The sequence below is a fragment of the Arthrobacter sp. A2-55 genome (assembly GCF_025548615.1).
In the GTDB taxonomy this organism is placed as follows: Bacteria; Actinomycetota; Actinomycetes; order Actinomycetales; family Micrococcaceae; genus Specibacter; species Specibacter silviterrae.
Window position 1 is genome coordinate 1 of record NZ_JAJLOZ010000034.1, and the last position, 14,903, is coordinate 14,903.

The window sequence follows — 14,903 nt, forward strand, 5'->3', positions numbered from 1 at the left end:
CTTCCAGCTCATCCTGTTCGACGGCAAAAATGTCGGCGTTGGTGTCTTCGGCCAGCACCACCACGTTGCGCTCAAACACCTTCCGCAGGGCAATGAGGTCATCGCGCAGCCGGGCTGCCTGTTCGTAGTCCAGTTCCGCCACGGCGGCCGCCATCGATGCTTCCAGCTTGCCGATGAAACGTTTGGCTTCCCCGCCCATGAAGTCGCAGAAATCCTGCGCCAGCGCCTTGTGGTCCTCCAGGCTGATGCGGCCCACGCAGGGCGCGGCGCATTTGTCGATATAGCCCAGCAGGCAGGGGCGGCCGCTGCGTTCGGCGCGCTTGAACACGCCCATGCTGCAGCTGCGGACGGGAAAGACGCGCAGCAGCGTGTCCATGGTTTCGCGGATGGCCCCGGCCGTGTAGGGGCCAAAGTACTTGGTGCCCTTGCGCCGCTCCCCGCGCATCACCTGCACCCGCGGCACTGTTTCGCCCATGGAAACAGCCAGGTACGGGTAGGTCTTGTCGTCGCGGAACGCCAGGTTGTAGCGGGGGGCGAATTCCTTGATCCAGGTGTATTCAAGCTGGAGCGCCTCCAGCTCGCTGCCCACGGTGGTCCACTGCACGCTGGCGGCATGGTGCACCATGGCATGCGTCTTGGGCAGCAGGGTGGCCGGGTTGGCGAAGTACGAATTCAGGCGGGAGCGCAGGTTCTTGGCCTTGCCCACGTAAATGATGCGGCCGTGTTCGTCGCGGAACCGGTAAACGCCCGGGTCCGTGGGAATCTCACCGGGCTTGGGCCGGTACGATGCCGGGTCAGCCACGGCTACTCAACACTGGGGCTTTGGTTGTACTTGGCGCTGCGCTCCTGGCCGGAGAGGGCTGCCACGGCGTCCATGATGGCGTCCGTGACGGCGCGCCGGGCGGGCAGCGAATGGTCCGGGCCCGTCTTGTCAAAGTACAGGGGCTTGCCGAACTTCATGGTGAACGGCTGCGGCTTGACAGTGTTCCGCCCCGCCGGCTGGAGCTTTTCGGTGCCGATGATGCCCACTGGCACCACGGGCGCGCCGGTGGTCAGGGCCAGCCAGCCAACGCCGGTGCGGCCGCGGTACAGGATGCCATCGCGGGAGCGCGTGCCCTCGGGGTAGATGCCCACGCCGTCCCCGCGGCCCAGAATGTCCAGCAATGTTTTGAGTGCCTTGACACTGGCGGCCTGCTCACCGCGTTCCACCGGGATCGAGTGCACGGACTCGAAGAACGTTTTCATGAGCCGGCCCTTGACGCCCGTGCCGGTAAAGTATTCGGCCTTGGCAAAGAAGGAAACGGGCCGGGGCGTCAAGGCCTGGACAATGACGGAGTCAAAAAACGACAGGTGGTTGGGTGCCACAATGAACGGCCCGTCCTTGGGCACATTGGCCAGCCCCTCCACGGTGGGACGGCACAGGCCGGCGATGGTGCCGCGCGTGAGCACCCGGGTCAGGTCATACAGCGCCATGGACGGCCTCCCGCCCTGCAACGGGCCCGGCGGCCAGGCCCAGCAGTTCCCCCAGTTCCGCAGCGGAATGCACGACGGCGGCAGCACCCGCCGCTGCCAGCTCGCCGTCCGGCGCGAAGCCCCAGGAGACGCCGATGCAGTCCAGTCCGTTGCTGCGGGCCCCGTGGACGTCCTGGTGCCTGTCCCCCACCATGACGGCCTCCCGGACGGTGCCGGGGACTGCGTTGGGAGAGCCGCCCAAGGCCGCCAGTGATGAAACGCCCGCCAGGGCGGAGGCAATGATTTCCGATTTGCCGGCACGGTAGCCCGGCTCCCCCGGCATGAGGGTTTCATCCGAATGCGAGCCCCGGATCACGTCAAAGCAGCGGTTGATCCCGTGGTGGGCCAGCAGGGCATTGGCCAGCGGCTCGGGCTTCTGGGTGGCAACAGCCAAACGGTGCCCCCGTGCCTTCAGCCCCGCCAGCAGCTCCCTGACGCCGGGGTAGACGCGTGACATGTCCATGCCGGTGGCGGCATACCAGCTGCGGTATGCGTCGATGACCTCGGGCACCCGCTCCTGCGGGACCCCGGCAATCGAGACCAGGGCGTCCGCCAGCTTGGGCCCGATCATGGCCGACAGGGTGTCGTCGCCCGGCACGGGCAGGCCCACGGCCGCCAGGGCGTGCGCTATCCCGCCTGTGATGCCGCCGTCGGGCCCCAGGTCAACGATCCAGTCTGCACTCTTGATCACGTCAAGGTTGTGTTCAATGACAATGACCGTGTTGCCCTTGTCCACCAGGCCCTGCAGGACCAGCAGCAGTTTCCGGATGTCCTCAAAGTGGAGGCCCGTGGTGGGCTCGTCCAGCACGTAGACGCTGCGGCCGTTGGAACGCTTCTGGAGCTCGGCGGCCAGCTTCACGCGCTGGGCCTCCCCGCCGGAAAGGGTGGTGGACGCCTGGCCCAGGCGAACGTAGCCAAGCCCCACGTCGACCAGCGTGCGCAGGTGCCGGGCGATCGGGGTGAATGCGGCAAAGAAATCTGCGCCTTCCTCGATGGGCATGTTCAGGACGTCGGCGATGGACTTGCCCTTGTAGTGAACCTCGAGGGTTTCACGGTTGTAGCGGGCGCCGTGGCACACCTCGCAGGGCACGTACACGTCCGGCAGGAAGTTCATTTCAATCTTGAGCGTGCCGTCTCCCGTGCAGGCCTCGCAGCGCCCGCCCTTGACGTTGAAGGAGAAGCGGCCGGGCTGGTAGCCGCGGACCTTGGATTCGTTGGTCTCGGCAAAAAGTTTCCGGATGTTGTCAAAGACGCCCGTGTACGTGGCGGGGTTGGAGCGCGGCGTGCGGCCGATGGGGCTTTGGTCCACGTGCACCACCTTGTCCAGGTGCTCCAGCCCGTCCACGCGAAGGTGCCGTCCGGCCACCTGCTTGGCTCCGTTGAGCTTGTTGGCGAGCACCTTGTAGAGGATCTCGTTGACCAGCGTGGACTTCCCGGAGCCGCTGACACCCGTGACGGCTGTCAGCAGCCCCAGCGGGAACGTGGCGTCAATGTTTTGCAGGTTGTTTTCACGCGCGCCCACCACCTTGAGCACCCGCCCCTTGTCATACTTGCGCCGCTTGGCGGGGATGGCAATGGACTTGCGGCCGGACAGGTAGTCGCCCGTGAGGGACTCCGTGTTTTCCAGCAGGCCGGCCAGCGAACCGGAGTGGACCACGCGGCCGCCGTGCTCGCCGGCGCCGGGACCGATGTCCACTATCCAGTCGGCCTCGTTGATGGTGTCTTCGTCGTGCTCCACCACAATGAGGGTGTTGCCGAGGTCGCGCAGCCGGGTCAGGGTTTCAATGAGGCGCCGGTTGTCGCGCTGGTGCAGGCCGATGGAGGGCTCGTCCAACACATACAGGACACCCACCAGCCCGGACCCGATCTGGGTGGCCAGGCGGATGCGCTGGGCCTCCCCGCCTGACAGCGTGGCGGAGGCGCGTTCCAGGTTCAGGTATTCCAGCCCCACGTCCAGCAGGAATTTCAGCCGGGCCTGGATTTCCTTGAGCACCTGGCTGGCAATCTGCTCCTCGCGCCCGGTCAGGACCAGGTGCGAGAGAAAGTCGAAGCAGTCGCGCATGGACAGGGCACAGACCTCGGCAATGTTCTTGCCGTTGATCAGCACCGACAGCGATGCCGGGTTCAGCCGCGCGCCGCCGCACGTCGGGCACGGGATCTGGCGCATGTACTCTTCATACCGGTCACGGGCGGAATCGGACTCCGTCTCCATGTGCTTGCGCTGGATGTACTGCACGGCGCCCTCAAAGCCGGTGCTGTACTTGCGTTCACGGCCAAAGCGGTTCCGATATTGGACCACCACCTTGTGGTCCTTGCCGTACAGGATGGCCTGCCGGGAATCCGTGCTGAGCTTGTTCCACGAATCGCTGAGGGAGAAGCCGAGCTCGTCGGCCAGCCCTTCCAGGAGCCGGTTCCAGTATTCGGTGGTGGCGGTTCCCAGCGACCACGGGGCAATTGCGCCCTCGGCCAGGGACAGGAAGGGGTTGGGGACCACCAGTTCCTCGTCAACCTCCAGCTTGGTGCCAATGCCGCTGCACGCGCTGCAGGCACCAAAGGGGTTGTTGAAGGAAAACGACCGCGGCTCGATTTCATCGATGGCGAGGGGGTGCTCGTTGGGGCACGCCAGGTTTTCGGAAAACGACCGGATCCGGCCGGAGTCGGACTCCCCCAGGTCCACCAGCTCGGCCAGGACGCGGCCCTCGGCAAGCCCCAGGGCGGTCTCGACCGAGTCGGTGAGCCTTTGTGAGATCCCGTCCTTGACCACCAGCCGGTCCACCACCACCTCAATGGTGTGCTTGAACGTCTTCTTCAGCTTGGGCGGGTCGGAAAGTTGCACCTGTTCCCCGTCCACCTTGGCCCGGGAGTAGCCCTTGGCGGTGAGTTCGCGGAACAAGTCCACAAACTCGCCCTTGCGCTCGCGCACCACGGGGGCCAGGACCTGGAACCGGGTGCCCTCGGGCATTTCCAGCAGCTGGTCCACAATCTGCTGGGGCGTCTGCTTGGCGATGGGCTCCCCGCAGACAGGGCAGTGCGGGGTCCCCACCCGGGCCCACAGCAGGCGCATGTAGTCATAAATTTCGGTGATGGTCCCCACCGTGGAGCGGGGGTTCTTGCTGGTCGATTTCTGGTCGATCGACACGGCCGGGGACAGGCCCTCAATGAAGTCGACGTCCGGCTTGTCCACCTGGCCCAGGAACTGCCGGGCATAGGCGGACAGCGACTCAACGTAGCGCCGCTGGCCCTCGGCGAAGATGGTGTCAAAGGCGAGCGATGACTTGCCGGAGCCGGACAGGCCGGTGAAGACGATCATGGAGTCCCGGGGCAGGTCCAGGTCCACATTGCGGAGGTTGTTTTCCCGTGCGCCCTTGACCACCAGCCGCGAGAGGTCGGGGCGCTTTGCCACGGTGGTGGGGTTTTTGGGCTGGGCCTGTGTTTCCGGCATTGTTTCCTTTGAAGTTCTGTCCCAAGATTTTGGACATGATGCTGCAGCAACTCTTGCAAGTATAGTCGAATGTTCGTTCGAACGCAGGGCGGGTCAGCGTGCGGTGCCGCTCTCCAGCGCCGCGGACACAATGGCCAGGGCCTTGGGCGCCGGCACGCCAAGTTCATGCACGACGGCGGCAAATGTCTCGGCAGCTTCGGCCATGCGGGCCTGGACCAGGTCTCCGCCGGACGCTATGGCGGTTCCGCTGCGGCCGGCGGTCAGGAGAATGCCGGCCTGCTCCAATTCGCGGTACGCGCGGGCCACCGTGTTGGCCGCCACGCCCAGGTCGGTGGCGAAGGACCGCACCGAAGGGAGCCTGGTGCCGACGGCCAGGGAACCGGACGCCGCGAGGTCAAGGATCCGGAGCCGGATTTGTTCGTACGGGGGCACCGTGGAAGTGGCGTCCAGCCTCCACTTGCGCATGATCACGTCCATGGCATTCATGCTGTGCTCGCCTCCTCAAACAACGGGTCGCCAAACTGGCTCATGTACAAATCGTAGTAGAACGTCTTCGCCTCGATCAGTTCAGCATGGGTACCCTGCTCCAGGATCCTGCCGTCGTCCATGACCAGGATCAGGTCGGCGTCGCGAATGGTGGAGAGCCGGTGGGCGATGACAAAGCTGGTGCGGCCGCTGCGCAGGCGGTTCATTGCCTGGCGGATCAGCACCTCGGTGCGGGTGTCCACCGAGCTGGTGGCCTCGTCGAGAATCAGGATGCCGGGGTTGGCAATCCAGGCGCGCGCAATCGTCATGAGCTGGCGCTGGCCCTGGCTGAGCCCGCCGCCGTCGTCCGTCAGAACGGTGTCATAGCCGTCCGGCAGGGAGCGGACAAAGTGGTCCACGTGGGTGGCCTCGGCAGCCTGCAGGATTTCCTCCTCCGTGGCCCCGAGCTTGCCGTACGCCAGGTTTTCCCTGATGGTCCCGCCGAACAGCCAGGCGTCCTGGAGCACCATGCCGAATTGCCGCCGGAGGTCGTCGCGGGTGAGTTCGGACGTGTCGACGCCGTCCACCGTGATCTTGCCGGAATCAATCTCGTAGAAGCGCATGAGCAGGTTGACCAGGGTGGTCTTGCCGGCACCGGTGGGTCCGACAATGGCGACCGTCTCCCCGGGTTCCGCCGTGAGGGAGAGATCCTTGATGAGGGGCTCGTCCGGGTTGTAGCTGAAGTTCACGTGGTCGAAGACCACGCGCCCCCGGGCGGGCGCGGGCTTCGCGGCCGGGACATGGTCGGGGGTTTGCTCCTGGGCGTCGATCAGGTCGAAGACACGCTCCGCCGACGCCACCCCGGACTGCAGCAGGTTGATCATGCTGCCGATCTGTGCCATCGGCTGGCTGAACTGCCGCGAGTACTGGATGAACGCCTGGACGCTGCCGATGGTGATGATGCCCGAGGCCACCTGGATGCCGCCAAGAACGGCGACCACCACGTAGTTCAGGTTGGAGACAAAATTCATGCTGGGCATGATGATGCCGGAAATGAACTGCGCCTTGGCGCTTGACTCATACAGTTCGTCGTTGGAAACCCGGAACTTCTCGATGGCCGCTTCCTGCTGGCCGAAGGCCTTGACAATTTCGTGGCCCGTGAACATCTCTTCAACGTGCCCGTTGAGCTCTCCGGTGGATTTCCACTGCACCCCGAACTGCACCCGGGAACGCTTGGCAATGAACACGGTCAGGAACGCCACCACCGGCACCGTCAGCAGCGAGATGCCAGCCAGAAGGGGCGAGATGGAAAACATCATGCCCAGCACGCCAACCACCGTCAGCGCGGCGATCAGGAGCTGTGTCAGGGTTTGGTTGAGGGTTTGGGAAAAGTTGTCAATGTCATTCGTGACGCGGGACAGCACATCGCCGCGGGACTCCTGCTGGAAGTGCGACATGGGGAGCCTGTCCAGCTTGTCCTCGATCTGCTGGCGCAGCCGGTACATGGCGCGCTGCACAATGCCCGTGGTGATGTAGCCCTGGGACCAGTTGAAGAAGAAGGCCACGATGTACAAAGCCAGGACAATCATCAAAACGGAGCCCAGGGCACCCAGGTCCAGTCCCTGGCCGGGAACCACACCCATGCCCGAGAGCATGTCCGCCAGCTGCCCCTGGCCGTGGGCCTTCAGCCCGGCAACTGCTGCCGCCTTGGTGGTGCCGGCAGGAAAGGACTTGGCGAGCATTTGGCCCACCACACCGTTGAAGATGAGGTCCGTGGCGTGGCCCAGCACCTTGGGTGCCACCACGGAGAGGCCCACCGAGACGGCGGCCAGAAAGACCACCCAGATGATTCGCAGCCTGTCGGGGGCCATCAGGCGCAGGATGCGCTTGAGGCTGGGACCGAATGCTGCGGCCTTTTGCGGCGGGCCTCCCCGGCCCCTCATCATGCTCATGCTGCGTGCTCCTGGTCTTCCTCGGTCATTTGGGAGGTGACAATTTCCTGGTAGGTAGGACAGCTTTCCAGCAATTCGTCATGGGTGCCCTGGCCCACCAGCTTGCCCTCATCCAGGACCAGGATGTTGTCGGCATGCCGGATGGTGCCCACCCGCTGGGCCACCACCAGGACGGCGGCGTCGGTGGTGACGGGTTTCAGCGCTGCCCGGAGCTTTGCGTCAGTGGCGTAGTCCAGGGCGGAGAAGCTGTCGTCAAAAAGGTACAGCGACGGCTTGGCCACCACGGCCCGTGCAATGCACAGGCGCTGGCGCTGGCCGCCTGAGACGTTGGACCCGCCCTGCTCGATCGGGGCGTCCAGGCCCTCGGGCATCTCCCGCACAAAATCCGCCGCCTGGGCGACTTCCAGCGCCGCCCACACTTCCTCGTCGGTGGCGTTGCTGTTTCCCATGCGGACGTTCGAACCGACGGTGCCGGAGAACAGGTAGGCCTTTTGTGGCACCAGGCCGATGGCGCTGCGGAGCGACGCCAGCGTGACGTCCCTGATGTCGTGCCCGCCCAGCCGGATGGTGCCGTCGCTGGCCTCCAGGAGCCGCGGTATGAGGTTCACCAGCGTGGACTTGCCGCTGCCGGTGGAGCCGATCACCGCCGTCGTGCTTCCGGGCGCGGCGGTGAAGGTGACGCCGGAGAGGACCGGGTCCTGCGCGCCGGGGTACTTGAAGGCGGCGCTGTTCACGGACAGGGTCCCGTCCAGCCGGTCCACCTGCAGGGATCCCGGCTTGTCGGCCACGGACGCCTCGGTGTCCAGGACCTCCTGGATGCGCTCGGCGCTGACGGCGGCGCGCGGGATCATCATGAACATGAACATTGCCATCATGACGGACATGAGGATCTGCATGATGTAGCTCAGGAACGCTGTCAATGCGCCGATCTGCATGTTGCCGGCATCGATTCGCTGCCCGCCAAACCACAGCACGCCCACGCTGGTCACGTTCACCACGAAAAAGATGGTGGGGAACATGAGGGACAGGAGGCGGCCGGCGCGCAGCTGGGAGGCGGTCAGGGCGCCATTGGCCGTGGCAAACCGTTCGGCCTCAAAGTCCCGGCGCACAAAGGCCCGGATCACGCTGATGCCGGTGATTTGTTCGCGCAGCACCCCGTTGATGTCGTCCAGCTGGCGCTGGACCTTGCGGAAGGTGGGCACCAGCACTCGCACAATCAAGGCGATGGCCACGATCAGCACAGGCAGGATCACCAGCAGCAGGCCGGACAACGGCACGTCCTGCTTCATGGCCAGGATGATGCCGCCAATGCACATGATGGGCGCCATGACCATCATGGTGAAGGACATCAGGGTCAGCATCTGAACCTGCTGGACGTCGTTGGTGGTGCGCGTGATCAGGGACGGTGCGCCAATGATGCCCACTTCCTGGGCTGAAAACGTCTCCACCTTGTTGAACAGGTCACGGCGCATTTGCCGCCCCACGCCCATGGCCAGGCGGGCGCTGAGGTAGGTGGCGGCAATGGCGCAGACCACCTGTCCGGCGGTGATGGCCAGCATCCACCCGCCCAGCGAGTAAATGGTGCCTATGTCGCCCTTGACCACGCCGTTGTCAATGATGTCGGCATTGAGGGTGGGCAGGTATAGGGAGGCCAGGGTGGACAGGAACTGCAGCACCACAATGGCCACCAAGGGCGCCTTGTGCGGCGCCAGGTTGTGCGCAATCAAGCGAAACAGCACGTGGGACTCCTTTTTGACTGCTTACCCCGGGACACTAGTTCAGCTAATAACGTACTCCTGCGGGGACCCCGTGTCAGCGCAGTTTTCCCACAGCGCAACCCGGCTGCGCCGGAAGCTAGCCGAAAAGCTCGAATCTCACGGAGCCGCCGGCCGTCACCAATTCCACCTGGGCCCGGGCCTGGTCCTCCACAGGTGTAGTGCTGAGGGCCTTGAGATATTCGCGGTGCTCCGCCAGCGACGCGATGGCGCTGTCAATGCTCGCCTGGCTGACGGGCTGGGCGTGCGTGGGGTGCGGGGACATGACCGCAACGTGGCGCACCTTGTGCCGCGGCAGGTCCTCCGCCATGAGTTCAGGGAAAATCCACTCATTGTCCGCGTCGGAGACAGCGTCCAGCACGCACCGGCCCACTGCCCGGTGGTCGGCACTGTTCCACCGCCCGGGGCCCCATTCATCGCGGTGGTTCAAGGTCAGCACCACCTCCGGCCTGACCCGGCGGATATGGCGGGCGAACTCGCGCCGGAGCGCCAGCCCCGGTTCAATCCGGCCGTCGGGGTGGTCCAGGAACACCAGGTTCGACACGCCCACCCGGGCACAGGCACGTTCCTGCTCAGTGACCCGCAGGGGCCCTGATGCGGCCGGGGCCAGCCCGGCGATGCCGGCCTCGCCGCGGGTGGCCAGCACATAGTGGACGTCCCTGCCCGCAGCCGTCCATTCCGCCACCGCGGCCGCCATCCCGTACTCCGGGTCATCCGGGTGAGCAACCAGCACCAGGGCCGTCTGCCAGTCCTGCGGAAATGCCTCCAAGCCAGCCATTGCCATGGTCCTTTCCACTATTTCCATAAACAACTTGTCAGAGTTTTTGCGCCACCATGAAGATCCGGCGGAACGGAAAGATGGTGCCAAATTCCCCGGCCGGGTAGGCCTCATCAAGCAACGCTGAATATTCGGCCTCGTACTCGGCGCCGTCCGTGGTGCCAAGCGCCTGCAGCACGGGCCGCAGGCCGGTCCCCCGCACCCAGTTCAGCACGGGGGAATCCCCCTGCAGCAGCTGGTTGTACGTTGTCTCCCACACATCGGCCCGGGCTCCGGCACCCAAAAGGAGCTCGTGGTATTGCCCGGGCTCCCAGACGGCGTCATTGTGGCGCAGCACCCCGTCTAGCTGCTTCCGCCATCGCGGCGATTCCGCAAGCTCGCGCATCAGCACGTGCGACGGGGACGCAAAGTTGCCGGGCACCTGCACCGCCAGCCACGCACCCGGGGCAAGCGCGGCCAGCCAGGCGGACATGAGTTCCTGGTGGCCCGGCACCCACTGAAGTGCCGCGTTGGAGACGACCACGTCCGTGCCCGGCTCCGGGCGCCAGCTGCGGATGTCCGCCTCGGCAAAGGTGAGGGACCCGCCGTCCCGGGTGCCGGCGTCGTGCCTGGCCTTGGCAATCATTTCAGCGGAACTGTCAAGGCCTTCCACGTTCGCGCCGGGCCAGCGCCGGGACAACGTGGCTGTCAGGTTGCCGGGCCCGCACCCCAGGTCCACGGCGTGGCGCGGCGCATCGGCCGTGATGCGGCCCGTCAGGTCAAAGAAGGGCCGGTTGCGAAAGTCGCCAAATTCCACGTATTTTGCAGGATCCCAGGTCAGCTGTTCGTATCCCATGGCGTCATCCTGCCACAGCCTGCCCCCGTAGACTGGAACCACCATGAACCTTCTTGAGCAGCTTTCCGGCCTTGACCCCCAAACCTCCAGTGATGACGACGTCCTGGACGCATTCCTGGAGTGGACCATGGACCGCGGGCTGGAGCTTTACCCCGCACAGGAGGACGCCGCGATTGAACTGGTGAGCGGCAACAACGTGATCCTCTCCACACCCACTGGTTCCGGGAAGTCCATGGTGGCCATCGCCGCCCACTTCAACGCCATGGCACGCGGGGCCGCCAGCTACTACACGGCCCCCATCAAGGCCCTGGTGTCGGAAAAGTTCTTTGCCCTGTGCGAGATTTTCGGGGCGGAAAACGTGGGCATGATCACCGGGGATTCCTCGGTCAACCAGGACGCCCCCATCATCTGCTGCACGGCGGAAATCCTGGCCAACATTGCCCTGCGTGAGGGCGAGCATGCCGATGTGGGCGTGGTGATCATGGACGAGTTCCACTACTACTCGGATCCCCAGCGCGGCTGGGCCTGGCAGCTGCCCCTCCTGGAACTCCCCCAGTCCCAGTTCCTGCTCATGAGCGCCACGCTGGGGGACGTGACGCGCTTTGAACGCGAGCTGACCGAGCTGACCAACCGGACCACCACCACGGTTTCCTCCGGCGTGCGCCCCATTCCGCTGCACTACTACTACGTCACCACCGGCGTGCATGAATCGCTGGAGGAATTGCTCGCCACGAAACAAGTACCGGTGTACGTGGTGCACTTCAGCCAGGCCGAAGCCATTGACCGGGCACAGAACCTGATGAGCATCAATGTCTGCACCCGGGAGGAAAAGGACCGGATCGGCGAGCTCATCGCCGGCTTCCGCTTTTCGGCAGGCTTTGGCAAGACCCTCAACCGGCTGGTGCGCCACGGCATCGGGGTGCACCATGCCGGCATGCTGCCCAAGTACCGCCGCCTGGTGGAGCAGCTGGCGCAGGCAGGGCTGCTGAAGGTAATCTGCGGCACCGACACCCTTGGCGTGGGCATCAACGTGCCCATCCGCACTGTCCTCATGACTGCCCTGAGCAAGTACGACGGCGTGCGCACCCGCGTGCTGCAGGTCCGCGAGTTCCAGCAGATTGCCGGCCGCGCGGGGCGTGCCGGCTACGACACGGCCGGCACCGTGATGGTGCAGGCGCCGGAGCACGTCATTGAAAACACCAAGGCCATGGCCAAGGCCGTGGCAAAGTTCGGCGACGACCAAAAGAAGCTCCGCCAGGTGGTCAGGAAGAAGCCGCAGCAGGGGTTTGTCAGCTGGGGCGAGCCCACGTTCAAGCGGCTTAGTGAATCCGTGCCGGAGCCGCTCACCTCGAGCTTCAGCGTCACCCACGCCATGCTGCTGAACCTGCTGGAACGTCCCGGCGACCCGTTCCAGGCGGCCCGGAAGCTGCTGACGGAAAACCACGAAACGCCGTCCGCCCAGCGGAAACTGATCCGCAAGGCCCTGGGCATCTACCGCGAACTGCTGGGCGCCGGGATTGTGGAACGCATCCCGGAAGGGGAGCTGGAGGGCGACGGACGGACCGTCCGGCTCACCACGCACCTGCAGATGAACTTTGCACTGAACCAGCCACTCTCCCCCTTCGCCCTGGCGGCACTGGAGCTGCTGGACCCCGAGTCCCCCAGCTACGCCCTGGACGTCATCTCCGTCATCGAGTCCACGCTGGAAAAGCCGCGCCAGATCCTCGCCGCGCAGCTCAAGCGCGCACGGACCGAGAAAGTTACGGCCATGAAGGCCGACGGCATTGAATACGACGAACGCATGGCCATCCTTGATGAGGTCACGTACCCGCAGCCGCTGGCCGAGATGCTCTTCGGGGCCTTCGAGGTGTACCGGAAGGCAGCCCCATGGGTGGGCGACTTCGAGCTCAGCCCCAAGTCGATCATCCGCGACCTGTACGAGCGCGCCATGAACTTTGGCGAATACGTCCAGTACTACTCGCTGGCCCGCTCCGAAGGCATTGTGCTGCGCTACCTCACGGATGCCTACAAGGCGCTGCGCCAGACTGTTCCGCAGGACGCCCTGCGGGAGGACCTCCAGGACATCATTTCCTGGCTGGGCGAACTGGTCCGCCAGATTGACTCCAGCCTGCTCGACGAGTGGGAAAAGATGACCAACGGAGAAGAGCCGGACCTCCCGGACGAAACGGCCCTGCCCCCGGCCCCGCCGCGGCTCACGGACAACCACCGCGCCTTCCGGGTGATGGTCCGGAACGAAATGTTCCGCCGGGTGGAGCTGGCGGCCGATGACAACTTTGAGGCATTGGGCGAGCTCGACGGCGACCACGGCTGGAACGCGGACCGCTGGGCCGACGCCTTGGACGGCTATTGGGACGAACACGAGTACATCGAGTCGGGCCCGGCCGCCCGCGGCCCGGCGCTGCTTCACATCACGGAGGGCGCACTTTCCTGGAAGGTGCGCCAGACCCTCGCGGACCCCGCCGGCAACCACGACTGGTCCATGACGGCCACCGTCGACCTGGAGGCATCAAACCAGGCCGGCGCGGCCGTCGTCGTGCTGGAGGACTTTAGCCGCATGTAGGCGGCGGGACGGCCGCAGCCCTAATGCACGTTGTGCGGATCGCTGGACGTGGACGGCGCGGTCCTCGGTGAGTAGGTCCCGGAGTCCGAAATGTCCGACTTGGAGTGGTCCTTGAGTCCCAGCGACGCCGCGAGCGTGATGAGCGCGGAGACCAGGATGTAGGCGGAGACGGCATATCCGGTGCCAAACTGGTGCATGAGCACCGTCGCCAGCAGTGCCGCCGGGCCGCCGGCAACAATCGAGGCCAGCTGGTATCCCAGCCCGGCACCCGTGTAGCGCAGGTTTGTCGGGAAGTTCTCGGCAATGATCGAAGCCTGCGGACCGTATTGCATGGCGTGCGGCACGAGGGCCACGGACAGCGCGATGAACACGAGCCAGGCCGCGCCGCTGTCAAGCATGGCGAAATAGACAAACCCCCACACGCCCGTGATGGCCGCGCCGAGCTGGTAAATCTTCAGCCGGCCCTTTTTGTCCGAGAGGTGGCCAAAATACGGTACAAAGAACAGCTCCAGGGCGGCGGCGACCATGGTGCCGATCAGCACGAAGTTGTAGCCGTAATGGTGGTTCTTGTCCGTCAGGTAGGACAGGACAAAGGCGGTCACGATGTAGAACGGCATCTGTTCCGACATGCGCAGCAGGGCCGACAGGATGATCTCCTTCGGGTAGCGCTTGATGACCGCCATTACGGGCGCCTTCTGGGTCTTGTTGTTCCGGACCACCTCGGCGAACATGGGGGTCTCCATGATGCGGATCCGGATGTACAGCCCAATGGCCACCAGGACCAGGCTGAGCAGGAACGGGATGCGCCAGCCCCACGCAACAAACGCCTCTGTGCCCATGATGCCGTTGAATATTGCCATAAGTCCGGTGGAGAGGATGATGCCAATGGCCACGCCAAGCTGCGGCCAGCTGGCCATCAGCCCGCGGCGCTTCTGGTCGCCCCATTCCATGGACAGCAGGATTGACCCGCCCCACTCCCCGCCCACCGCGATGCCCTGCAGGACGCGCAGCAGTATCAGGATTGCCGGTGCGGCGTCGCCCCAGGAGTTTGCGCCGGGCAGCACGCCGATCAGTGCCGTCGACAAGCCCATCATGAGCAGCGTGGTGATGAGCATGGCCTTCCGGCCAATCCGGTCGCCCCAGTGGCCAAAGATGGCCGCGCCAATGGGCCGGGCCACAAAGCCGACAAAGTAGGAGGCAAAGGAGGCAATTAGGCCAAGGTAGGGAGACATGTGCGGGAAGAACGCGTGCGGAAACACCAGGGCCGCCGCGGCGCCGTAGAGAAAATAGTCATACCATTCAATGGTTGTGCCGATGGTGCTGGCGATGGCCGCCTTGCGCACCTGGCTTTGCTGTTCGCGGCCGTCCAAGGCAGCCGAATTACCCGTGGTCATGGTTTTGTACGCTTTCAAGAGTTGAATGCTTCCACCGCGTCCCCCCTTTCCGTCTTAAGGTTGCATGGGAGTTTTGTCAAGGAACCACGCGGAAGTTCTGGGTGCCGGCTGTGCATTTCCGTGATTGGAGGGCCATCGCGGCCGCGCGGCGGCACCGGATATGCTCAGT

Annotated in this window: 10 protein-coding genes; 1 reads left to right on the forward strand and 9 read right to left on the reverse strand. The window is 64.9% G+C overall.

The features are described 5' to 3' along the window. From uvrC to LPN03_RS10975, 8 genes are all read right to left on the reverse strand, one after another. Window positions 1-802 (reverse strand): excinuclease ABC subunit UvrC (gene uvrC, locus LPN03_RS10940; protein WP_262454257.1); only part of this gene is annotated, 802 nt, incomplete at its 3' end. Between the two features lie 2 nt (window positions 803-804). Continuing rightward, on the reverse strand, window positions 805-1,473 hold the full coding sequence (locus LPN03_RS10945) for a lysophospholipid acyltransferase family protein (protein ID WP_165180682.1): 669 nt from the start codon (window positions 1,471-1,473) through the stop codon (window positions 805-807). Beyond that, window positions 1,460-4,954 (reverse strand): excinuclease ABC subunit UvrA, encoded by a 3,495-nt coding sequence (uvrA, locus tag LPN03_RS10950; protein WP_262454258.1) that lies wholly within the window; start codon window positions 4,952-4,954, stop codon window positions 1,460-1,462. Before uvrA ends, LPN03_RS10945 begins: the two co-directional genes overlap by 14 nt. Window positions 4,955-5,047: 93 nt before the next feature. Continuing rightward, window positions 5,048-5,440 (reverse strand): GntR family transcriptional regulator, encoded by a 393-nt coding sequence (locus LPN03_RS10955; protein ID WP_240901663.1) that lies wholly within the window; start codon window positions 5,438-5,440, stop codon window positions 5,048-5,050. Continuing rightward, complete coding sequence (locus LPN03_RS10960; protein WP_165180679.1) at window positions 5,437-7,371, reverse strand: ABC transporter ATP-binding protein; 1,935 nt, start codon at window positions 7,369-7,371, stop codon at window positions 5,437-5,439. The genes LPN03_RS10955 and LPN03_RS10960 overlap by 4 nt, the downstream gene beginning before the upstream one ends. After that, a complete protein-coding gene (locus LPN03_RS10965; RefSeq protein ID WP_262454259.1) occupies window positions 7,368-9,110 on the reverse strand; it encodes an ABC transporter ATP-binding protein in 1,743 nt (580 codons plus the stop codon). Before LPN03_RS10965 ends, LPN03_RS10960 begins: the two co-directional genes overlap by 4 nt. Before the next feature lie 115 nt (window positions 9,111-9,225). Continuing rightward, on the reverse strand, window positions 9,226-9,924 hold the full coding sequence (locus LPN03_RS10970) for a PIG-L deacetylase family protein (protein WP_205677967.1): 699 nt from the start codon (window positions 9,922-9,924) through the stop codon (window positions 9,226-9,228). A 37-nt stretch (window positions 9,925-9,961) separates the two neighbouring features. Beyond that, on the reverse strand, window positions 9,962-10,804 hold the full coding sequence (locus LPN03_RS10975) for a trans-aconitate 2-methyltransferase (protein ID WP_262454260.1): 843 nt from the start codon (window positions 10,802-10,804) through the stop codon (window positions 9,962-9,964). Here LPN03_RS10975 and LPN03_RS10980 point away from each other — a divergent pair. Beyond that, complete coding sequence (locus LPN03_RS10980; protein WP_262454261.1) at window positions 10,803-13,340, forward strand: DEAD/DEAH box helicase; 2,538 nt, start codon at window positions 10,803-10,805, stop codon at window positions 13,338-13,340. The genes LPN03_RS10975 and LPN03_RS10980 overlap by 2 nt on opposite strands. A 20-nt stretch (window positions 13,341-13,360) precedes the next feature. Here LPN03_RS10980 and LPN03_RS10985 read toward each other — a convergent pair whose 3' ends face one another. Continuing rightward, the gene (locus tag LPN03_RS10985) at window positions 13,361-14,734 is read right to left on the reverse strand and encodes an MFS transporter (protein ID WP_165180675.1); all 1,374 of its coding nucleotides are present in this window, start codon (window positions 14,732-14,734) and stop codon (window positions 13,361-13,363) included. Window positions 14,735-14,903: the final 169 nt, after the last annotated feature.